Here is a 20,237-nt window from a genome sequence, read left to right as displayed (position 1 = left end):
GGGCGCGCCTCCGACCAGGCCGTCCCCTTGCCGTGATCACGCGCACTCTCGCAAATAACGCCCTGACCTGCGGCGAAACCAGTCGTGATCGTGCACGGACGGGTCGGGTGCCGGGGGACCGGAGCCCCGTTTGGAGGGCTCCGGTCCCATGCGTGTCAGTGCGTCCTGACGAAGTCGGCCATCTCCTGGCGCAGGTCCTCGCTGGGTTCCGCCATGGCCGCCGCCAGAACCCAGTCGACCGCCTCTTCCGGTACGGCTTCCGCGGGCCACCTGGCCAACGACCTGAGCGCCGCGCGTCGGGAGCGCAGGCCCCTGGCGGACAGGGCGGTGCCGATCAGCGAGAGCCCGGAACCGGGAACCCCGGCCAACCGGTCGACCACCGACTCCAGGGCACTGTCCAGCGCGTAGTCGGGACCCGAGAGCAGACCGTCCACCGGTTCGCCGGTGAGCCGTTCCAGCGGAAGGAGATCCTCGGCGAGCCGTGTCATCCGCTCGGTGTCCTCGGCCGTACAGGCCTCGGCGAGCGTCATCCAGGCGTAGGAGTCGAGCGGGTCCCGCCGCAGATAGGCGATGACCTGCTCGGTGACCGGCAGCGCCAGCCGGGTCGCCGGCCACAGCCCGGCCGTGAAGTTCTCCTGGTCGGGGTCCGCGAGATGGGTGAGGACGAGTTCGCGCCATCGCGGCTCGGCCACGAGCGCCTCGTAACGCTCGCGAAGCCGGTCGCGTGTCCCGTCCGGCCAGTCCGGCTCGCCCAGGGGGCTGACCAGGAAGGCCGTGACATGGAGCAGAGCGGTGAGGCGGCCGAGTTCCGGCGGGCGCGCGGCGGCGAGTTCCGCGTACCGGTGCAGCACCGGTACGGCGTCGGCGTAGTCCGTCATGTCCTCGGCCGGTCCGCCGAGCGCCAGGCCGCTCAGGATGCCGCCCGCGCCGGCCAGGAGCGCGTCGTCCACGTCCGGTCGTGCGAGCGCCGAACGAAGGTCGCCTGTCGTGGCCGCGATGTGCGCGAGGTACTCGTTCATGATCCCGTTTCGGAATCCTTCGCGCAGGAGCCAGTCCTTGACCTCCGGGTCGTCGAATCCCTTGAGCCGTTCGACCGCGTGGATCCGTCCCCAGGCCGTCACCCGGCGGGCCAGCCCGTAGACGGCGCGCCGCCCGTCGGGTTGCGTGCGCATGAGCGCGACCACCGCGAACAGGGTCAGTTCCTCCAACGTGCCGAGCAGCAGGAGCAGGTCCCGGTCCTGCTCCCCGCCGCACGCGCCCACGAGGACAAGGCCGATCTTCACGGCCTCACGCCTCGTGCCGCGTTCCGCCAGGTATCGACCGACCGCGTGGACCCGGCGAGCGGGCGGTTTGCGTCTTAGGAGCTCGTCGACGAGGTCGTCGGCGACCGAGAGAGCGGAGTGCTCCGCCGCCAGGTCGTGGAGGCGGACCAGGTCGTCGGGTTCCGGATCCGCCGTCACCAGGGCCTCGATCAGATCGGCCATCGCCGTCACGCCGCCGGGATCGTTCCCCCGCGCGAAGTGGTGGGTCCTGATGCCGTCCATCACCACGCTGGGGATGTGCACGGTTCCGGGATCGGTGCGGGGCTGCTCGTCGGGCAGCCGATGGGCCTCGTCCGGCCAGGGGCCGGGACCGTACGTGCGGGACATCGCGTTCGCATGAGCGAGGAAGGTGGGGCGGTCGCCGACGGGACCGACATCCAGCTTCCACGTGCCGGGCATCACCGGCTGGGGCGGTGGCCGCCCTTCCCGTAGATCATCATGTCGACCATGATGACCGGGCGGCCGCCGCCCTTGCAACCCCCGGTCAGACGTCCTCGGCGAGCAGGTGACGAAGGTAGCGCTCGGGAGAGGTCAGGAACTCGCGTGTCAGGGTGACGGGAAGCGCGTCGTCGTAGGCGACGGAGGCGACGCCGTCACCGTCCAGCTGCAGGATTGTGGCGCCGGGCAGGGCGAGCAGGATCGGCGAATGCGTGGCGATGACGAACTGGGAGCCCTGCCGGACCAGGTCCGCGATCCGCGCGAGCACGGCCATGCAGCCCCGCACCGAGAGCGCGGCCTCGGGTTCGTCGAGGATGTACAGGCCCTGCGGTCCGAAGCGGTGAGTGATCAAGTCGAGGAACGACTCCCCGTGGGAGCGCTCGTGGGGGGAGACGCCGCCGTACGCAGGAAGCAGCGGCGCCGGTCCGATCTCGTCGAGGCGCTCGATCTCCGTTGCGACGTTGTAGTACGACTCGGCACGCAGGAAGAATCCGGTTCTGGGCTTCTTCAACCCCCATCCCACGACGAGATGATCGGCGAGCGCCGATTCGCTGGCGCGCGTCGCGAACTGGAATGACTGCGAGCCGCCCTCCGCGTTGAAGCCGCAGGCCACGGCGACGGCCTCGATGAGCGTCGACTTGCCGGAGCCGTTCTCACCGACGAGGAAGGTGACGGCGGGTGCGAGGTCGAGGCCGGGAGATCGGGCCAGCCATGCGACGACGGGCAGGTTGAAGGGGTACCCCGTGTGGATCCGCCGTGTGTCCACGCGGATGTCGCGGATGAATCCGGCGCCCTTCACCGTCACGAGGATAGCCAGGCCGCGACCGGCTTCTCCTGATCAACAGGCCCTGGGTCGCCCGGACCTCGATAATGCCCGCGTGAACCTTCGCAGATTGTCCGTCCTCCTCCTTACGGCGCTGACAGTCGTATCCGCCTCCGGGTGCGGCGTCGCCTACCGGCTGACGGGACGGGAGGAGTTCGACGTCCCCGGCATCTCGATGGAGCCGACGATCAAAACTGGCGACCGTGTCGTGGCCAGTCTGAGCGACGGCGACTACACACCCCACGAGGGGGACGTCGTCGTGTACAAGGCACCGCCGTCCTGGGCGGTCGCCACGCCGGGTAAGACGTACATCGCCCGGGTCATCGGCACGCCGGGCGTCGACGTGCGGTGCTGCGACGACGCCGGGCACATCGCTCTGGACGGCAGGCCGCTCGACGAGCCGTACATCGCGTCGGCGAAGGCGTCCGCCGTCGAGTTCGACCTCACCGTGCCGCCCGGGCATGTGTGGATCATGGGGGACAACCGCGACTTCGCCATGGATTCCCGCGCCCACTCGACCGACGCGGACAAGGGCACGATCCCGCTGTCGTACGTCGTGGGCGTGGTCGACGTGCCCGACCAGGCGGGATGACGCCTACGCGAAAGTGATCGCAACGCCGGTCTCGATCGACGTGCGTGACGGACGCCCGTGCGAATGCCGTGACGCCGCCGGGGCCCGGACGGATCGACCGGCGAATCGGGGGTTCGCACCGGATTAAGTGAATCCTTAGGTGGCCGTTGACAGCACTGCCGCGCGGGGGTCCACTTGGCCGACCACCCACAAGCCAAGGGGGTCCGCCATGCAGGTTCCCGCGCCGGTGGAATACGAGCGCGCGACCAGCGTCGATCACGCGATCGGCCTGCTGGAGCGGCTGGGAGGCTCCGCCCGCATCGTCGCGGGCGGCCACAGCCTGCTCCCCATGATGAAGCTCCGGCTGGCGAGCCCGGAGTACCTGATCGACATCAACGACCTCCACGGCGAACTCGGCTACATCCGGGTGGAGCAGACCGAGGTCCGCATCGGGGCGATGACCCGGCACAGGGAACTGCTCGAGTCCGGCGAACTCGCCGAGGTGTTCCCCGTCTTCCGCGACGCCGAGCGCGTCATCGCCGACCCCGTCGTCCGCAACCGCGGCACCCTGGGCGGCTCCCTGTGCCAGGCCGATCCGTCCGAGGACCTGTCGGCCGTCTGCACCACCCTCGGGGCGAGCTGCGTCATCCGGGGCGGAGCGGGGGAGCGGGTCGTGACGATGGAGGAGTTCTACCGCGGGCCCTACGAGACCGCCGTCGAGGACGCCGAGATGCTCGTCGAGATCCGCATCCCGGTACGGCCCGGCGGGTCCAGCGCGTACGAGAAGGTCGAGCGGCGGGCGGGTGACTGGGCGATCGTGTCCGCCGGAGCCGCCGTGTGGCTCGACGGCGGGGTGATCGCCGACGCGCGGGTGGGGCTCGCGGCGGTCGGGCCGAACACGACGGGGCTGCCGGCGGTGTCGGACGCCCTGCGCGGCAGGGAACCGTCGGAGGAGCTCTACGAACACGCGGGCACGCTGGCCGCCGAGGCCTGCAGTCCGGTCACCGACATGCGCGGCAGCGCCGACTACAAGCGCCACCTCGCCAGGGAACTCACCAGGCGCGCGCTGCGCCGGTCCGTCGCCCGGATCAACGAGAGGGACTGACATGCAGGTCTCCATGATCGTAAACGGCGAGGAAGTCACCAGGGAGATCGAGGGCAGGCTGCTCCTGGTGCACTTCCTGCGCGACCACCTCGGCCTGACGGGCACCCACTGGGGGTGCGACACGAGCAACTGCGGCACCTGCGTGGTGTGGCTCGACGGAGAGCCGGTCAAGTCGTGCACCGTGCTCGCCGCGATGGCCGGCGGCCACGAGGTGCGCACGGTCGAGGACCTCGAACAGGGAGGTGAGCTCGATCCGGTGCAGCGCGGCTTCATGGAGTGCCACGGCCTGCAGTGCGGATTCTGCACCCCCGGCATGATGATGACGGCCCGGGCCCTGCTCGACCGCAACCCGGACCCGTCGGAAGAGGAGATCCGCGAGGCGATCTCCGGGCAGATCTGCCGGTGCACCGGCTACGCCACCATCGTCCGCTCGGTGAAATGGGCCGCCGCGCACGAGGCGAGCACACCCGCCGGAGGTGCCTCATGACCACCACCGACGAACGGCCGGCCGGATTCGAGAACAACGACCACAAGCCGATCGGCCACGGCCGGATGCTGCGCAAGGAGGACCCGAGGTTCATCCGCGGCAAGGGCAACTACGTCGACGACGTGCAACTGCCCGGCATGCTGCACTGCGCGATCCTGCGCTCTCCCGTCGCGCACGCGAGGATCGTGAGCATCGACACCAGCGCGGCCGAGGCGCATCCGAAGGTCAAGGCGGTGGTCACCGGAGCCGCGCTGACGGGGCTGGGGCTCGCCTGGATGCCCACGTTGTCGGGCGACGTGCAGTCGGTGCTCGCGACGGACAAGGTGCGCTTCCAGGGCCAGGAGGTCGCGTTCGTGGTGGCGGAGGACCGCTACGCGGCACGCGACGCGCTCGAGCTGATCGACGTCGAGTACGACCTGCTCGACCCGGTGATCGACGTCCGCATGGCCCTCGACCCGAGCGCCCCCGTCATCCGCGACGACCTGGACGGGAAGCAGAACAACCACATCTTCGACTGGGAGACCGGCGACGAGGCGGCAACGGAGGCGGTGTTCGCGAGCGCGGACGTCGTCGTCAGCGAGGACATCGTCTACCCCCGTGTGCATCCCGCCCCTATGGAGACGTGCGGCTGCGTCGCCGACTACGACCGCATCGACAGCCGGCTGACGTTGTGGTCCACGAGCCAGGCGCCCCACGCCCACCGGACGTTGTACGCGATCGTCGCCGGGCTGCCCGAGCACAAGATCAGGGTCATCTCCCCCGACATCGGCGGAGGCTTCGGCGGCAAGGTCCCGATCTATCCCGGGTACGTCTGCGCGATCGTCGGATCGATCGTCACGGGCAAGCCGGTGAAGTGGATGGAGGACCGCTCGGAGAACCTCACGAGCACGGGTTTCGCCCGCGACTACATCATGCGCGGCGAGATCGCGGCCACCAGGGACGGGAAGATCCTCGCGGTCCGCACCAACGTGCTCGCGGACCACGGCGCGTTCAACGGGGTCGCCGCGCCGGTCAAGTACCCCGCCGGGTTCTTCGGCGTCTTCACCGGCAGCTACGACCTGCAGGCCGCGTACTGCAAGATGACGGCCGTCTACACCAACAAGGCGCCGGGCGGCGTGGCCTACGCGTGCTCGTTCCGCATCACCGAGGCCGTCTACCTCATCGAGCGCATCGTCGACTGCCTGGCGTACGAGCTCGAGATGGACCCGGTCGAGCTGCGCATGAGGAACTTCATCCAGCCCGACCAGTTCCCGTACCGGACCAAGACCGGGTGGGTGTACGACTCGGGCGACTACGAGCCGACCATGCGCAAGGCGCTGGAGCTCGCCGGCTACGACGAGCTGCGCAGGGAGCAGGCCGAGCGGCGTGCCCGCGGCGAGCTGATGGGCATCGGCGTCTCGTTCTTCACCGAGGCGGTGGGCGCCGGTCCCCGCAAGGACATGGACATCCTGGGTCTCGGCATGGCCGACGGGTGCGAACTTCGGGTGCATCCGACGGGCAAGGCCGTCGTCCGGCTCTCGGTGCAGTCGCAGGGCCAGGGGCACGAGACGACGTTCGCGCAGATCGTCGCGGAGGAGATCGGCATCCCGCCCGCCGACATCGACGTCGTGCACGGCGACACCGACCAGACGCCGTTCGGCCTCGGCACCTACGGCAGCCGGTCCACCCCGGTGTCTGGCGCCGCGGCCGCCCTGGTCGCGCGCAAGGTGCGCGACAAGGCGCGGATCATCGCCTCCGGCATGCTGGAGGTGTCGGTCGCCGACCTCGAGTGGGTGAAGGGCGCCTTCCACGTCAAGGGCGACCCGGGCAAGTCCGTCACCATCCAGGACATCGCGATGCGGGCGCACGGCGCGGGCGACCTGCCAGAAGGGATCGAGGGCGGGCTCGAGGCGCAGATCTGCTACAACCCGGAGAACCTCACCTACCCGCACGGGGCCTACATCTGCGTCGTCGACATCGATCCCGGCACGGCCCAGGTGAAGGTACGCCGGTTCGTCGCGGTGGACGACTGCGGCACCCGCATCAACCCGATGATCATCGAGGGGCAGGTGCACCGCGGCCTCACCGACGGCGTGGGCATGGCGCTCATGGAGATGATCGCCTTCGACGAGGACGGCAACTGCCTGGGCGGATCCCTGATGGACTACCTCATCCCGACCGCGCTCGAGGTGCCCGACTGGGAGACCGGCTTCACCGTGACGCCTTCACCGCATCACCCGATCGGCGCGAAGGGCGTCGGGGAGTCGGCCACCGTCGGCTCCCCGCCGGCGATCGTCAACGCGGTCGTCGACGCGCTCAAACCCTTCGGCGTCCGCCACGCCGACATGCCGCTCACCCCCTCCCGGGTGTGGGACGCCATGCGCGGCGTGCCGCGGCCGCCGATCTGACCGGGCGGAGCATCGATGGCCCCCACCATTTCTGCACGGATGAAGGAACTGTCCGACGACCGGGTTCCCTTCGTCCACGCGGTCGTGGTCCGCGCCCAGTTCCCGACGGCCGTGAACGCGGGCGACGACGCGATCGTCCTGCCCGACGGCTCCATCGAGGGGTTCGTCGGCGGCCAGTGCGCCGAGAGTTCCGTGCGCACGGCGGCTCTCGGCGCGCTCCAGGACGGACGGTCCGTGCTGCTCAGGGTGCTTCCCGAGGACGATCTGGATTTTCCCGAATCTCCGGGCGCCCGGATCGTGGTGAACCCCTGCCTGTCCGGAGGCGCTCTGGAGATCTTCCTCCAGCCGCAGTTGCCGCCGCCGGTGCTCTGGATCGTCGGGGACTCGCCCATCGCGGAGGCGCTCGCCGGGCTCGCGCACGCGATGGACTTCTCCGTACGGCGGACCCGGGATGAGCGGGGACCCGCGGGCGCGACCGCGGTCGTGGTGTCGAGCCACGGGCGCGACGAGATCCCGGCGGTCCGCGCGGCCCTGGACGCGGGCGTCGGCTTCGTCGGGCTGGTGGCCAGCACCAGGCGTGGCGCGGCCGTGCTCGCGGAGATGGGGCTGAGCGAGGCCGAGCGCCGGCGGGTTCACACGCCCGCCGGCCTCAGGATCGGCGCTCGGACGGCGCAGGAGATCGCGCTGTCGGTCCTGGCGGAGATCGTCGCCGCCGTCCGCACGCAGGGACTCGTCCCCGCTCCCACGAGCGGTCAGGCCGAGACGCCGGCCGCCGAACCGGCGTACGGCACGCAGGTGGCCGATCCGGTCTGCGGCATGACGGTCACCGTGGCCGCCGGCACGCCGCACCTCGTCGCCGACGGCGAGCACGTGTGGTTCTGCGGTACCGGCTGCCGCGACCGGTACGCGTCCGGCGGCGGGCGGTAGGGGCGGTGGGGGCGGTGGGGGATCGCGTCGTCAGCGACACCGCCGACATCAGGCGGCGGCTCGACGAGGTCGGCTACCTCGTCGACGAGGGCACGGCGTCGGCCCTGTTCCTCGCGCTCAGCCTCGGCAAGCCGCTCCTGCTCGAGGGCGAGCCGGGCGTGGGGAAGACGACGGCGGCCAAGGCGCTGGCCCACGCCCTCGGCACGCCGTTGATCCGGCTGCAGTGCTACGAGGGGCTGACGGTCAGCGAGGCGCTCTACGAGTGGAACCACCAGCGCCAGCTGCTCGCCATCCGGCTCGCGGAGTCGCGGCAGGACAGGCTCACGGACGCCGACCTGTTCACCGCCGAGTTCCTGCAGGAGCGGCCGATCCTGCGGGCGGTCAGGCATGACGGGCCGGTTCCGCCGGTGCTGCTCATCGACGAGATCGACCGGGCCGACGACGAGTTCGAGGCGCTGCTGTTCGAGTTCCTCGGTGAGTCAGCGATCACGATCCCCGAGCTCGGCACGTTCGCCGCGAAGCGTCCGCCGATCGTCGTCCTGACGTCCAACCGCAGCAGGGACCTGCATGACGCGCTCCGGCGGCGCTGCCTGTACCACTGGATCGACTTCCCTTCGGCCGAGCGGACGGTGGAGATACTCCGGCGTTCCGTGCCCGCCGCGAACGAGCCGCTGATCAGGTCGGCCGCACAGTTCGTGGGACGGGTACGCGGCCACGACCTCGACAAGGCGCCGGGCATGGCGGAGGCCATCGACTGGGTCTCGGCCCTGTCCGCGCTCGGGGCGACCGAACTCGTCCGGGAGGACGTCGTCCGGACGCTCAGCGCCGTCGCCAAGACGCCGGACGACCGGGAGACGATCCTCGGCGCCCTCGACCGGCTGGTGGGAGGCGCCCGTGGCGCGACCGCCTGAGCGGCAGAACCGGGGAGGACGCGGCCGGAGAAGCACGTCGGGAGAACGCACAGGGAGAAAGAGCCCATGAAGATCACCCATGACTTCACCGTCAGCGTTCCGGTCGAGCGGGCGTGGGCGGTGCTCACCGACCTCGAGGCCGTCGCGCCCTGCATGCCGGGAGCCCAGCTGACCGGTGTGGACGGCGGGGTCTACTCCGGCAAGGTGAAGGTGAAGGTCGGCCCGGTCGTGTCCGAGTACGCCGGAACCGTCCGCTTCGCGGAGAAGGACGACGCGAACCATCACGCGGTGATCGACGCCAAGGGGCGCGACTCGCGGGGGGCGGGCACGGCGGCCGCGATCATCACCGCCCAGCTCACGTCCGACGGCGACCGGACGGTCGTCACCGTCGACACGGACCTGAAGATCTCCGGCAGGATCGCCCAGTTCGGCAGCGGCATGATCAAGGAGGTGTCGCAGAAGCTGCTCGGCCAGTTCGTCGAGCGCCTGGAGGAGAAGCTGGCCACCGACTCCTCCGTGGCCGGCGCACCGCCGGTTTCCGAGGGTACGGCCACGCCGCTCGCCGCCCCGGCCGAGACGCCGGAAGGAACGGGCGCGACCGCCGCCCCGGCCCCCGTGACGGCTGACACCGTTGCGGCCCCGGCCGCCGCGGAGCCCGAGCCCGCCGTCAGGCGGGTCGTCGCGCCGGAACCCGAACCGCTCGACATGATGAGCGTGGCGGGCGGGTCGCTCTACAAGCGGGCGATCCCCGTGCTCGTGGTGCTCATCGTCGTCGTGGTCGTCGCCGTCTACCTTCTCGTCTCGTGAACCCGCCGGGGGCGCCCGTGCCGTACGGCGCCGCGATGGGGGCGGCACGCGAGCCTGCGCGCCATGCCCGCTGACCGGCCGGCCACCCTGCTGCCCGGCGTCGACCGCGCGGCGCTCGCCGTCGCGCTGGCGGACCGGCTCCGGCAGCGGGGAGTCCCGGCGGGTTTCACGGCGACGGAGGACTTCGTCCGCGCGCTGGAGGTCTCCCCGCCGTCCTCGATGTCGCAGCTGTACTGGACTGCGCGTATCACGTTCGTCCGGCGGCACACGGAGGTGGAGGCGTTCGACGCCGTGTTCGCGGCCGTCTTCGGCGGGGTGGTCGCCGCGCTCGACCCGAACGCGCGGCGGCGCAGGACCCCCGAACCTCACGGCGACGACGCCTTCGCCCCTCTTCCTGCGCCGTCCGCCGCGACCGAAGGCGGGGGCGGGCTGCCGTGGGTGACGTTGCCTCCGGCGGTCGCCGAGGCCGAGACGGCCTTCACCGCCCAGGCCGTCCCCGAGCGGCTCCCCAGCGACGCCGAGGGGCTCGCCGACGTGCCGTTCGAGCAGCTCGACGATCAGGCGGCGGAGGCTCTCGGCGAGTGGCTGCGGGCTGCCGTCGCGGACTGGCCCACCAGGCGCAGCCGTCGGCTGGCGGCTGGTCCTCGAGGGCGCCGCGTCTCGGTGCGTGCCACGGCCGAGCGGTCCCGCCGTACCGGATGGGAGCCGTTCCACCTGGTGCGGGAGCGGCCCGTCGACAAACCGCGGCGGGTGGTCATGTTGTGCGACGTCAGCCAGTCGATGCAGGCGCAGGCGGCGGGCTACCTCCACATGATGCGGGCCCTCGCGCTGGTCGCGGGCGCGGAGGTGTTCGCGTTCGCGACGTCGCTCACGCGCCTGACCCCGGTGCTGACGCACAGGTCGGCGGCCGTGGCCGTCGAGCAGGCCACGGAGAAGGTCGCCGACCGGTTCGGGGGGACGCGGATCGCCGCGAACGTCCACGCGCTGCTGGGCTCCCACCACGGGGGCAAGCTGCGCGGTGCCATCGTGATCATCGGCTCGGACGGATGGGACAGCGACGAGCCGGAGTCTCTCGCGGCCGGGATGGCCCGGCTGCGCCGGCGCGCCCACCGCGTGATCTGGATGAACCCCCGGGCGTCCGCTCCGGGCTTCGAACCGAAGGTCGCGGGCATGGCCGCCGCCCTGCCGTACTGCGACCGGCTGCTGCCCGCCGACACCTTCCGGTCGTTGCGGCAGGTGATCGACGAGGTGTCCCGGATCCGGTGAGAGCCGCTGGGTCGCCGCTCGCGACGCCACGGCCATGGGCGCGCCGCCGGGTGGACACCCCCGCCTCTCGGGCACACCTTGATCGTGCTAGATGTCGTTCATGCACCGCTCCTTCTCGGTTCGCGTCGCGCTGGCAGGCCTGGTCGCCGCGATCGGCGCCGTGGTCGTCTTCACGCTGGCCGTCTATCTCCCGTCCCCGGGCCGGGCGCTCGTCGATGATGCGGCGACCTTCTCCGCCCCGCCCTCCGCGACGGCCGCGCAGGAGGAGCCGGACGAGGAGGAGTCTGAGGAACAGCGTTTCCCCGCGGGGACCGCGATCCCGCTTCCCATCGACCGAGAGACCCGCGACCAGCTGAGCGCCGCCGCACGGGCGGTCGTCGACCCCTCCGGACCCGCGAAGGGAGCCATGAACGTGGCCACGAGCGGCACGATCTATTACGGGGTGGTCTATGGCGGAACTCCAGAAACCGACATGCGCTATGTCGTCGCGTCCATCGACCAGTTGTATTTCTGGAGGCAGAAAGGCGACGGCCCGTGGGAATTCCAGGGCGGCCATGACGCACGCGTGTGCGAGCCGGCCCCTCCAGCCGTCCCGCGTGCGCTCACCGGTGCCTGGGGCCACGACCCCGGGAGGATCCCCGGCTGTTGAAATCCCACGGCGGCCCTCTTTGAGGGCCGCTAGCTCCAGAGGGTGACGTGGATCGACGGGCGGAACCGGCCGATGTTGACCCCGGGGCCGCGCAGCATGGCCTGCGTGGCGCGCGGGGTGGTGACGAACCGCACGAGCTCGTCGGCGGCGGTGGAGGCGCCGCGTTCGTCGAGCGTGAGCGTGGCCCAGGAGCCGTCGAAGCGGAGCGAAGGCCCGGCCAGCCGGACGAGGCGGCCGTTCGCCAGATCGCGGGACACCGCGAAGGAGACCGTCGGCGCCACTCCGTTTCCCCGCATGACCTCCTCAAGAGCCGCCGCGTGACTCTGGAAGATCTGCTGGCGCGACTCCGGGACGTTGATCCGGCGCAGCACCGCCGGGATCGCGCCGATGCCGACCGCTGCCGACGGCCCGAGCAGCCACGTCTCGTCGCGCAGCCGGCGGGGGGTGGCGTCGGTCCTGGCGGCAGGATGGTCGGGGGAGGCCACCACGATCACCTGGTAGTTGAGGAACGGCCGCCGGACCAGCGAGTCGTCGACGTTCCCCACGTTCGGGCCGATGGCCACGTCCACGGCCCGTGAGCTCAGCAGGGAGCCGAACTTGCGCGGGTCGTGCACGCTGAGCTCCACGTCGAGGTCGGCGGCCCGCCCGGCGAACAGCCCGATCAGCCCGGGTGCCGCGTGCTCGGCGAACAGGCTCGACGCGCCGATGCGCAGCAGTCGCCTGCCCCGTGCGGCCTGCCCGACCTCGATGATCGTGCGCTCCTGGAGGCTGAGCATCTCGGCCCCACGGCTGGCGAGCCGCAGGCCGCCGGGAGTGAAGGCCAGCCCGGACGCGGTCCGTACGTAGAGCTGGTCGCCCAGCTCCTTGCGCAACTGGCTGACGTGGAGGGAGACGGCGGCTTCCGACACCTCGAGCTCCGCCGCCGCGTGCTTGACCGATCCGAGCCTGACCACGGCGGCGAACGCGCGGAGCTGGGTGGGCGTCATGGGGCAAACGCTACGCGTACGGCGGTCCGCGCTCCACTGGCTGATCGTTTTCCGCACCCCTCCGGTCAGGCGAGCTCGGCGCGGGCGGCGTCGAGGAAGGCGACCTTCGGGCCCCGCAGGTGGTCCCACATCGACACGCCCGCCTGTTCCTCCCAGAGGATGTCGTCGATCGCCACGACGTAGGCGCGGGCGCGCTCGTGAAGGGACGCGCCGAACATGATGTGGATCATCCGTTCGCGGACCCACAGCTCGTCCATGACGTCCCTGGCTGCCGTGAGCCATTCGGGTGTGGCACGCCGCTCCTCCGCGGTGCGCTCGCCCTGCTGGGCGTCCTGGATGAAGCGGCGCAGCTCTTCGAGCCGCTCCGCCCGGCGCGCCTCGGCCGTCTGCGCGGTGGCGCGCCACCGCTCGGTACGGCCGGCATGCCGCAGGGCGGTGATCTGCGCGAGGTAGGACAGGCCGCCGCCGAGGCCGACACCGGCCAGGGACGCCACGGACACCAGAACGTCTGCCGCCATGAACCGATGCGTATCAAAGATCACAACTCCGCGCCAGACAGGGCCGCCCATCCGCCGGTGGGTGCGCGCCGGACATGCGGCCGGGCGGACGCGGTCAGGCGGCGACGCGCCTGACCAGTGCCCAGGCCGCCATCGCCACGATCCCCGGCACGGCCACGTTGAGCAGGAACAGGGGGACCTCCTCGGCGACCGTGTATCCCGCGGCCCGCACCCCGGTCACCAGGTTGACGAGGCACAGCAGCGCCCACAGGGGGAGGTGGACGGCCGCCGCGGTCGCCGCGCTCCTGGCGGGGGACGGCCGTCGCGCCAGAAGCCCGGCGAGGAGCAGGATCGCGCCCCAAAGGGCGAGCCCGGCGGCGAACACGGCCGGAGCCCGCCCGGTCTGAATGACCGGGCCGCCGTCCCAGAGCGCCGCGGAGCCGAGCGCGCCGAGACCGGCCACGACGGCGGGGACGCCGAACACGGGAATCAGGGCCAGCGCCTCCTCCGCGGGGCGGTACCCCGCGGAGACGACTCCGAGCCAGGCGTTGACCATCGAGACGACGAGCCAGACGACGAGGAAGACCGCGGCGGCCGTCACGCCGACCCCCTCGAAGGGGGGCCGGACGAACAGCGAGGTCAGCAGGAAGAGCGCGGCGAACAGCAGGACGCCGGCCAGGAGGAACCTCGGAAGACGCACGCCGGTCCCGCTATGCCCGGATCGTCATGCGCGAGACGCGATCGCCCGCGACATGGAAGGAGAAGTGGCTCGGGCCGTTGAAGCCGCTGCCGCCGACCTGCGCGGTGACCACGGTCTCGTCGCCGCGCCGCTCGACCCGCTCGACGGCCAGGGTGACCTGCTTGCCGATGAACTCCGCGTCGCTCCACGCCCGGATCCGGGTGGCCCCGCGGAACTCGCGGCCCCAGTCGTCGACGACGCCGTCATCGGTGAAGCCCGCGAGGAACGCGGCGAGGTCGCCCTCGTTCGCGGCGTCCAGCAACGCCTGGACCGCCGGCTCGACCTCGTACGTCATGTCGGTTCCCTTTCTTCTGGCCGCCCTTCTGCGGGCGGTCGTGTTCCATCGGCGTGCCCGGCGGGTCCGGTGATCACCGGCCAGCGCCGCCAGATGGCGACATGCAGGATGATTCCCGCGCCGATGCCGTTGAGGGCCGCGAACGTCACCCACTCGTCGGGCGTCGCGTGCCGCCAGCCGACGCCCCGCGCGTACGCGGACAGCGCCCAGTACAGCAGGGCCGCGACGGCGCCCATGAGAACCAGGGCGCAGGTGCGGCCGGGCAGCGGCCGCAGCCTGGTCGCGGGCCAGGCCTCGAAGAGCATCCCCACAATGAGGACGGCGGTGATCACGCTACCGCAGACCGCCGTGATCCGGTCGGTCTCCCATCCGAGCGGGTGGCGCAGCACCGCGTAGGTCGCCCAGCCGAGGAGGATCACCGCCACGTTGCCGGCGGCCAGTCGCGGGCCGCGCCGCCGGATGGCGGTGAACGGCCTGCCGCGCAGGGCCACGAAGAACACAATCTGCCAGACGCCGAGAGCCGTCAGCCAGGCGCCGTAGACCCCCGCGGTGAACGGCCCGCCCGGGTCCTGCAGCGACGTCCCGGCCGCCGCCGCGTCGTCCACGTCGACGAGGAGCAGGTATCCGGCGGTGCCGGCCACGTAGCACAGGACCACGGCCGCGAGGCCGGACCGGAAACGGCCGAGACCGCGAAGCGGCCAGCCCTCCGTCACCAGCGTCAACTGGAGGATGGCAGTGAACACGCCGACGGCCAGCGGCATCGTGCTCGGGAACGTCGGGACGTGCCCGGCGCCCGGCTGGGCGTCCAGGAGCACCCCCGGATCGAGCCCGCTCACGACGGCCTGGCCGATCACGGTGAGGCACGCTCCGGCCACGACCACGATGAGCGTGTCGGTGAGACCGGACCAACCGGCGCGCAGCGCGCTGCCCGGCCAGTCCTCCCACCAGAACGCGATCATCGCGACGGCCGGCAACGCGAACGTGGTGAGCGGCCCCAGCACCCGCAGCGACGCCTCCGCGCCTCCCGCGCCGAAGGCGATCAGGAAGGAGAGCGGGATCACGAACGTCAGCCCCGCGAGACCCAGCACCGGCTGGGCGCGGCCCGGAGCGGGCGCGGAGGCCGTTTCCGGCGCGCTCAGTGCGGGGTGCGCCGGCAGCGGCGCGGCCCCGCGGTACGCGGGCCGGGAGTCGGTGCGAGAAGGCACGACAGCAGGATGACCGTTCGCGGCGCCGGGCTTCTTTCCTGAAGTTGCTCAACCAGTGGGGAAAATTGCCCTCTGCGGAGTGCGGGAGACGATCGAGGCCGGGCGCCGCGTCGGACCTTTCATCGGATCCGCCGAAGGACTCTGACGTCTCATCGGACTCGCCGAAGGAGTCTGACGTCTCATCGGACCCGTCAAAGGAGGGAGACGCCGGGGCCGTCGGCCTTCGCCCTGCCCGCCATCCCGGCGATCGACCGGGTGATGCTCGCGGATATGGCGTGCGCCGTCTTCCTGACCATTCCCGCGACCTCAGGGGTGACGGCGCTCACCGACGGCCCCGCCACGCCCACCGCCATGCAGATCCTGCCGTCGGGCCCGAAGACGGGGGCCGCGGCGCAGGCCACGCCTTCGGCGAACTCCTCACGCGAGAACGCGATGCCGCTGCGCCGCACCGTTTGGAGCTCACGATCGAGGGCGCCCGGCCCGGCGAGCGTCCTGCGGGTCATCCTCTGCATGGCGCCGACCTCGCGGAAGCTCGCGCTCAGCTCGTTGTTGAACGCGAGAAGCACCTTGCCCGTGGCGGTGCAGTGCAGGGGCGCCCGGTCGACGTCGTCCGAGGGCGAGCTCACCCGCGTGTGACCGTAGACGCGCTCGACGTAGGCCACCTCCAGCCCCCGGGAGACGGCCAGGTTCACCGTCTGACGCGTCAGCTCGTATAAGCGGATCATGTACGGCAGGACGACGCGCCGGGTGCCGGGAATGGTCCGCGTCCCGGGGCCGGCCAGGCTGATCAGCTGATCTCCGATGGCGTAGTCGATGCCGATCCGCCTGGCGAACCCCTTCCTGCACAGCACGCCGAGCAGACGATGGGCGGTGGTCTTCGGCAGGCCCGTCCTCCTCGACAACTCCGCCAGGCTCACCGGCTGAAGAGCCGTGCTCAGCGACGTGATGATCGTTATGGCCTTCTCCAGACTGCTCGGCTGGTCAGGCATCAGATGTCGTGACAGTGGTGGTTCCTCGTCGACTACGCTTCGCGGCATTCTTCGCTCGGCACCCGTCCGGTGATGAGAAGGCATGCTCCTGGCGCGGATCAGCCCCATGGATCAGCCCATGGATCAGCGGAGCAGAAGCATGACTACCCCCGGCAACGTAACACCACTCTCGGTAGTCGCGGGCCGGTCATGACATGTTCCGTTCTTCGGAATGGAATCTTCAACTTTCCGTAGTCAGTCAATAGCTTGCTGTGTGCATCGGATCTTCTTCGAGGAGGGCGAGCCATGACGGTGGGAACCGAGCAGGCGTCGAGCACGCGTACAGCCGAGCGGGTGCGGGGGCTGGTCGACCACCATCTGGAGAGGTTCCTCGACGCCCACGACGCGCCGGTCTCCGACCCGGAGGTGGTCAGGGCATACCGCCTCCTGCGCCGGTTCATCCTGGGCGGAGGCAAGCGGATCCGCCCCCTGCTGTGCTACTGGGGATGGCGGGGCGCGGGCGGCGAGGAGTGCGACCAGATCATCTCGGCGGCCTCCGCCCTCGAGCTGTGCCACGCGGGCCTGCTCATCCACGACGACATCATGGACGGCAGCGAGCTGCGCCGCGGCAGCCCCACCATGCACCGCAGCCTGGCGGGCATGCACGAGGGGCCGGGGGCGAGGTCGTTCGGGCGGGCGGCGGCGATCCTGATGGGCGTCCTCACGCTGGCCTGGTCCGACGAGCTGCTGTCGGCCGGCGACGTCGATCCGGCTCGCCTGCGCACCGCGCGCGGGCTGTTCGACCGGCTGCGCACCGAGGTGATCACGGGTCAGTACCTCGACATCCTCGCCCAGGTCCGCGACCTGTCCTCGGTCGAGCAGGCGCTGACGGTGATCCGCTACAAGACGGCCAAGTACACCGTCGAGCGCCCGCTGCAGATCGGCGGAGCCCTGGCCGGAGCCCAGCCCGCTCTTCTCGAGACCTACTCCCAGATCGGCCTTCCGCTGGGCGAGGCCTTCCAGCTCCGCGACGACGTCCTCGGCATGTTCGGCGACCCGGCCGTGACCGGCAAGTCGGTGCTCGACGACCTGAGAGAGGGCAAGCACACGATCCTCATCGCCCACGCGTTCCAGCACGCGTCGCCCGGCGAGGCCGACCATCTCCGTGCGTGGCACGGCAACGCCGAGCTGACCGAGCAGCGGGCGGCGGAGCTGCGGGAGATCGTGGTGGCCACCGGGGCCCTGGCGCGGGTCGAGCTGATGATCGAGGAACGTGCCCGCGACGCCCTCGGAGTCCTGCACGCCGCGCCGATCTGCCCCGTGACCGGAAGCGGCCTGGCGGCCCTGGCGGACGGACTGATCAACCGCACCCGATGACCCTCCGGACCACCGGAGATCCGTAACGCCGGTCAGCTCAGGTAAGCCCAGGTAAGCCCGATAAACCGGATAAGGGGAACCAGTTCATGGGGCGTGTACTGCTGGCTGCCCCGCGTGGCTACTGCGCGGGCGTCGAACGAGCCATCACCACCGTGGAGGAGGCCTTACGGCGGCACGGGCCGCCGATCTACGTCAGAAGGCAGATCGTGCACAACACCTTCGTCGTGGGCGACCTGACCCGGCGGGGCGCCGTGTTCGTCGAGGAGCTCGACGAGGTTCCGGACGGCGCGATGGTCATCTTCTCCGCGCACGGGGTCTCCCCGGCGGTCAGGCGGGAGGCCGACCGGCGAGGGCTGCGAGCCGTCGACGCCACCTGCCCGCTCGTCACCAAGGTCCACAAGGAGGCCGTCAGGTTCGCTGAGGCGGGCCACCGGATTCTGCTGATCGGCCACGCCGAGCACGAGGAGGTCGAGGGGACGCTCGGCGAGGCCGCCGACCGGATCCACGTCGTCGATCCCGCACTGCCCGACGACGTCAGCCTTCCCGGGGACGCGCCGGTGAGCTGGTTGTCGCAGACCACGCTGGCGGTCGACGAGACGATGAGCGCCGTCGCCCGCCTGCGCGAGCGGTTCCCCGGCCTGATCGACCCGCCCAGCGACGACATCTGTTACGCGAGCCAGAACCGGCAGGAGGCCGTGGCCGCCATCGCGGCCCGGTGCCAGCTCGTCATCGTGGTCGGCTCGGCGAACTCCTCCAACTCCCGGCGGCTGGTCGACGTCGCCCTCGGCGCGGGCGCCGGCGCCGCCCACCTGGTCGACCGCGCCCTCGACGCCGACGAGCGCTGGCTCGACGGGGTGGAGACCGTCGGCGTCGGCTCCGGCGCCTCGGTCCCCGAGCACCTCGTCGCCGAGCTGCTCGAATGGCTCGCCGTCCGCGGATTCGCCGACACCACCTCGGTCACCCTCGCCGAGGAGACCTTGACGTTCTCCCTTCCCCCTGGGCTCCGCGACCGGAGCCGGTAGTACTCGCCGGGGCCACGCCTGGGCCCCGGTCGTTCCCACCACGAGAGAAAAGGTGATCTCGTCATGACCGAAGCAGCTCCCACGGGTGAGCAGTCGCAGCTGAGCCTGGGCACTGCCGCCGCGCGGAATCTGGCGACGACGACCAAGTCGGTGCCGCAGATGCAGGAGATCACCTCACGTCATCTGCTCCGGGTGCTCCCCTGGGTGCAGGTGGTCGGCGGGGCGTACCGGGTGAACCGGAGGCTCAGTTACGGCGTGGGGGACGGGCGGATCACGTTCGTCTCCACGGGCGCGGAGGTCAGGGTCATCCCGGCCGAGCTCTGCGAGCTCGCGGCACTTCGGCGGTTCGACGACACCGATGTGCTGTCGGCGCTGGCCCGGCGCTTCGTCCAGCGTGAGTTCGAGCCGGACGAGGTGATCGTCTCCGCGGGCACCCCGGTGGACCAGGTGGTCCTGATCGCCCACGGCAAGGTGAACAAGCTGGGGGCGGGCGCGTACGGGCACGAGTCGACCCTGGCGGTCCTGGCGGACGGCGACCACTTCGGCGAGCAGCTCCTCACGGAGGAGTCGGAGACCTGGGACTTCACCGTGAAGGCCATCACCCCGTGCACGGTGCTGATCATGACGCGTGAGGCGTTCCAGGACGTCGCCGCCCAGTCGCCCGAGCTGCGCGCCCACCTCGCGGACCTCCGGTCGGGCGCCCACCGGGCCGCCAACGCCCACGGCGAGGCGGAGATCGAGTTGGCGGCGGGGCATGTGGGGGAGGTGACGTTGCCGGGGACGTTCGTGGATTACGAGGTGTCGCCGCGTGAGTATGAGCTGAGTGTGGCTCAGACGATTTTGCGGGTGCATTCGCGGGTGGCGGATCTGTACAACGAGCCGATGAATCAGACCGAGCAGCAGTTGCGGTTGACGATCGAGGCGTTGCGGGAGCGGCAGGAGCACGAGTTGGTGAACAACCGTGAGTTCGGTCTGCTGCACAACGCGGATCTGGGGATGCGCATCCACACCCGGACCGGACCGCCCACCCCCGACGACATGGACGCCCTGCTCGCCAAGGTCTGGAAGGAGCCGGCCTTCATCTTCGCCCACCCGAAGGCGATCGCGGCCTTCGCGCGGGAGTGCAACAGCCGGGGCCTGTACCCGCAGAGCACGGAGCTGAACGGCAACAGGGTCCCGGCCTGGCGAGGCGTGCCGATCCTGCCGTGCAACAAGATCCCGGTCAGCGACCGCGGGCTGAGCTCGATCATGGCGATGCGGGTGGGGGAGGCCGAGCAAGGGGTCGTCGGCCTGCACCGCACCGGCCTGCCCGACGAGTACCAGCCGGGGCTGTCGGTCCGCTTCATGGGCATCAGCGACAAGGCGATCATCTCCTACCTGGTCACGACGTACTACTCGGCCGCCGTCCTGGTGCCCGACGCCCTGGGCGTCCTCGAGAGCGTCGAGATCGGCTAG

The 20,237-nt window shown here is 71.0% G+C and carries 20 protein-coding genes; 12 read left to right on the top strand and 8 right to left on the bottom strand.

Going from position 1 to position 20,237, the window contains the following annotated elements:
* Positions 1–155 precede the first annotated feature (155 nt).
* Both Pka01_RS02505 and Pka01_RS02500 read right to left on the bottom strand, forming a co-directional pair.
* Positions 156–1,649, bottom strand: a complete 1,494-nt coding sequence (locus Pka01_RS02505; protein WP_203880847.1) for an amino acid adenylation domain-containing protein — start codon at positions 1,647–1,649, stop codon at positions 156–158.
* A gap of 157 nt (positions 1,650–1,806) precedes the next feature.
* A complete protein-coding gene (locus Pka01_RS02500; protein WP_239114657.1) occupies positions 1,807–2,559 on the bottom strand; it encodes an AAA family ATPase in 753 nt (250 codons plus the stop codon).
* A 79-nt stretch (positions 2,560–2,638) separates the two neighbouring features.
* Between Pka01_RS02500 and lepB the strand changes: the two genes are divergently transcribed.
* From lepB to Pka01_RS02455, 9 genes are all read left to right on the top strand, one after another.
* Positions 2,639–3,175 carry a signal peptidase I gene (gene lepB, locus Pka01_RS02495; RefSeq protein ID WP_203880846.1) on the top strand — a complete coding sequence of 179 codons (537 nt, stop codon included), beginning with the start codon at positions 2,639–2,641 and terminating at the stop codon, positions 3,173–3,175.
* Between the two features lie 208 nt (positions 3,176–3,383).
* Complete coding sequence (locus Pka01_RS02490) at positions 3,384–4,259, top strand: FAD binding domain-containing protein (protein WP_203880845.1); 876 nt, start codon at positions 3,384–3,386, stop codon at positions 4,257–4,259.
* A 1-nt stretch (position 4,260) separates the two neighbouring features.
* The gene (locus Pka01_RS02485; RefSeq protein ID WP_203880844.1) at positions 4,261–4,746 is read left to right on the top strand and encodes a (2Fe-2S)-binding protein; all 486 of its coding nucleotides are present in this window, start codon (positions 4,261–4,263) and stop codon (positions 4,744–4,746) included.
* Positions 4,743–7,133 carry an aerobic carbon-monoxide dehydrogenase large subunit gene (locus tag Pka01_RS02480; RefSeq protein WP_203880843.1) on the top strand — a complete coding sequence of 797 codons (2,391 nt, stop codon included), beginning with the start codon at positions 4,743–4,745 and terminating at the stop codon, positions 7,131–7,133. Before Pka01_RS02485 ends, Pka01_RS02480 begins: the two co-directional genes overlap by 4 nt.
* Positions 7,134–7,172: 39 nt before the next feature.
* The gene (locus tag Pka01_RS02475; RefSeq protein ID WP_239114656.1) at positions 7,173–8,060 is read left to right on the top strand and encodes an XdhC family protein; all 888 of its coding nucleotides are present in this window, start codon (positions 7,173–7,175) and stop codon (positions 8,058–8,060) included.
* Positions 8,061–8,074: 14 nt separating this feature from the next.
* Positions 8,075–8,971, top strand: a complete 897-nt coding sequence (locus tag Pka01_RS02470) for an AAA family ATPase (RefSeq protein ID WP_203880841.1) — start codon at positions 8,075–8,077, stop codon at positions 8,969–8,971.
* 66 nt (positions 8,972–9,037) lie between these two features.
* On the top strand, positions 9,038–9,778 hold the full coding sequence (locus tag Pka01_RS02465) for an SRPBCC family protein (protein ID WP_203880840.1): 741 nt from the start codon (positions 9,038–9,040) through the stop codon (positions 9,776–9,778).
* Between the two features lie 63 nt (positions 9,779–9,841).
* Complete coding sequence (locus Pka01_RS02460; protein ID WP_203880839.1) at positions 9,842–11,044, top strand: vWA domain-containing protein; 1,203 nt, start codon at positions 9,842–9,844, stop codon at positions 11,042–11,044.
* A gap of 100 nt (positions 11,045–11,144) precedes the next feature.
* Positions 11,145–11,693, top strand: a complete 549-nt coding sequence (locus Pka01_RS02455) for a hypothetical protein (protein ID WP_203880838.1) — start codon at positions 11,145–11,147, stop codon at positions 11,691–11,693.
* 29 nt (positions 11,694–11,722) lie between these two features.
* Here the strand turns inward: Pka01_RS02455 and Pka01_RS02450 are convergent, their stop codons facing one another.
* From Pka01_RS02450 to Pka01_RS02425, 6 genes are all read right to left on the bottom strand, one after another.
* The gene (locus Pka01_RS02450; RefSeq protein ID WP_203880837.1) at positions 11,723–12,679 is read right to left on the bottom strand and encodes a LysR family transcriptional regulator; all 957 of its coding nucleotides are present in this window, start codon (positions 12,677–12,679) and stop codon (positions 11,723–11,725) included.
* A 65-nt stretch (positions 12,680–12,744) separates the two neighbouring features.
* Positions 12,745–13,197, bottom strand: a complete 453-nt coding sequence (locus Pka01_RS02445; RefSeq protein ID WP_203880836.1) for a hypothetical protein — start codon at positions 13,195–13,197, stop codon at positions 12,745–12,747.
* Positions 13,198–13,291: 94 nt separating this feature from the next.
* Positions 13,292–13,876 carry a hypothetical protein gene (locus Pka01_RS02440; protein ID WP_203880835.1) on the bottom strand — a complete coding sequence of 195 codons (585 nt, stop codon included), beginning with the start codon at positions 13,874–13,876 and terminating at the stop codon, positions 13,292–13,294.
* Between the two features lie 10 nt (positions 13,877–13,886).
* Positions 13,887–14,210 carry a nuclear transport factor 2 family protein gene (locus Pka01_RS02435; protein ID WP_203880834.1) on the bottom strand — a complete coding sequence of 108 codons (324 nt, stop codon included), beginning with the start codon at positions 14,208–14,210 and terminating at the stop codon, positions 13,887–13,889.
* On the bottom strand, positions 14,207–15,415 hold the full coding sequence (locus Pka01_RS02430) for a hypothetical protein (RefSeq protein WP_203880833.1): 1,209 nt from the start codon (positions 15,413–15,415) through the stop codon (positions 14,207–14,209). Before Pka01_RS02430 ends, Pka01_RS02435 begins: the two co-directional genes overlap by 4 nt.
* Before the next feature lie 191 nt (positions 15,416–15,606).
* On the bottom strand, positions 15,607–16,404 hold the full coding sequence (locus tag Pka01_RS02425; RefSeq protein WP_203880832.1) for an IclR family transcriptional regulator: 798 nt from the start codon (positions 16,402–16,404) through the stop codon (positions 15,607–15,609).
* 285 nt (positions 16,405–16,689) lie between these two features.
* Between Pka01_RS02425 and Pka01_RS02420 the strand changes: the two genes are divergently transcribed.
* The 3 genes from Pka01_RS02420 (at position 16,690) to Pka01_RS02410 (ending at position 20,237) form a co-directional block, all read left to right on the top strand.
* A complete protein-coding gene (locus Pka01_RS02420) occupies positions 16,690–17,760 on the top strand; it encodes a polyprenyl synthetase family protein (protein ID WP_203880831.1) in 1,071 nt (356 codons plus the stop codon).
* 86 nt (positions 17,761–17,846) lie between these two features.
* A complete protein-coding gene (locus Pka01_RS02415; RefSeq protein WP_203880830.1) occupies positions 17,847–18,782 on the top strand; it encodes a 4-hydroxy-3-methylbut-2-enyl diphosphate reductase in 936 nt (311 codons plus the stop codon).
* A 63-nt stretch (positions 18,783–18,845) separates the two neighbouring features.
* A complete protein-coding gene (locus tag Pka01_RS02410; protein ID WP_203880829.1) occupies positions 18,846–20,237 on the top strand; it encodes a family 2B encapsulin nanocompartment shell protein in 1,392 nt (463 codons plus the stop codon).

This window comes from Planotetraspora kaengkrachanensis (assembly GCF_016862895.1).
Lineage (GTDB): Bacteria > Actinomycetota > Actinomycetes > Streptosporangiales > Streptosporangiaceae > Planotetraspora > Planotetraspora kaengkrachanensis.
Note: the sequence above shows the minus strand (reverse complement) of the source record. Positions and strands in the feature narration are given on the sequence as shown.

What these genes read in the sequence shown, in the direction of transcription:
- Pka01_RS02505 (WP_203880847.1), bottom strand. Translation starts at nt 1,649, where the DNA reads ATGTCCCGCACGTACGGTCCCGGCCCCTGGCCGGACGAGGCCCATCGG.
- Pka01_RS02490 (WP_203880845.1), top strand. Translation starts at nt 3,384, where the DNA reads ATGCAGGTTCCCGCGCCGGTGGAATACGAGCGCGCGACCAGCGTCGAT.
- Pka01_RS02485 (WP_203880844.1), top strand. Translation starts at nt 4,261, where the DNA reads ATGCAGGTCTCCATGATCGTAAACGGCGAGGAAGTCACCAGGGAGATC.
- Pka01_RS02480 (WP_203880843.1), top strand. Translation starts at nt 4,743, where the DNA reads ATGACCACCACCGACGAACGGCCGGCCGGATTCGAGAACAACGACCAC.
- Pka01_RS02475 (WP_239114656.1), top strand. Translation starts at nt 7,173, where the DNA reads ATGAAGGAACTGTCCGACGACCGGGTTCCCTTCGTCCACGCGGTCGTG.
- Pka01_RS02465 (WP_203880840.1), top strand. Translation starts at nt 9,038, where the DNA reads ATGAAGATCACCCATGACTTCACCGTCAGCGTTCCGGTCGAGCGGGCG.
- Pka01_RS02460 (WP_203880839.1), top strand. Translation starts at nt 9,842, where the DNA reads ATGCCCGCTGACCGGCCGGCCACCCTGCTGCCCGGCGTCGACCGCGCG.
- Pka01_RS02455 (WP_203880838.1), top strand. Translation starts at nt 11,145, where the DNA reads ATGCACCGCTCCTTCTCGGTTCGCGTCGCGCTGGCAGGCCTGGTCGCC.
- Pka01_RS02450 (WP_203880837.1), bottom strand. Translation starts at nt 12,679, where the DNA reads ATGACGCCCACCCAGCTCCGCGCGTTCGCCGCCGTGGTCAGGCTCGGA.
- Pka01_RS02445 (WP_203880836.1), bottom strand. Translation starts at nt 13,197, where the DNA reads ATGGCGGCAGACGTTCTGGTGTCCGTGGCGTCCCTGGCCGGTGTCGGC.
- Pka01_RS02435 (WP_203880834.1), bottom strand. Translation starts at nt 14,210, where the DNA reads ATGACGTACGAGGTCGAGCCGGCGGTCCAGGCGTTGCTGGACGCCGCG.
- Pka01_RS02425 (WP_203880832.1), bottom strand. Translation starts at nt 16,404, where the DNA reads ATGCCTGACCAGCCGAGCAGTCTGGAGAAGGCCATAACGATCATCACG.
- Pka01_RS02420 (WP_203880831.1), top strand. Translation starts at nt 16,690, where the DNA reads ATGACGGTGGGAACCGAGCAGGCGTCGAGCACGCGTACAGCCGAGCGG.
- Pka01_RS02415 (WP_203880830.1), top strand. Translation starts at nt 17,847, where the DNA reads ATGGGGCGTGTACTGCTGGCTGCCCCGCGTGGCTACTGCGCGGGCGTC.
- Pka01_RS02410 (WP_203880829.1), top strand. Translation starts at nt 18,846, where the DNA reads ATGACCGAAGCAGCTCCCACGGGTGAGCAGTCGCAGCTGAGCCTGGGC.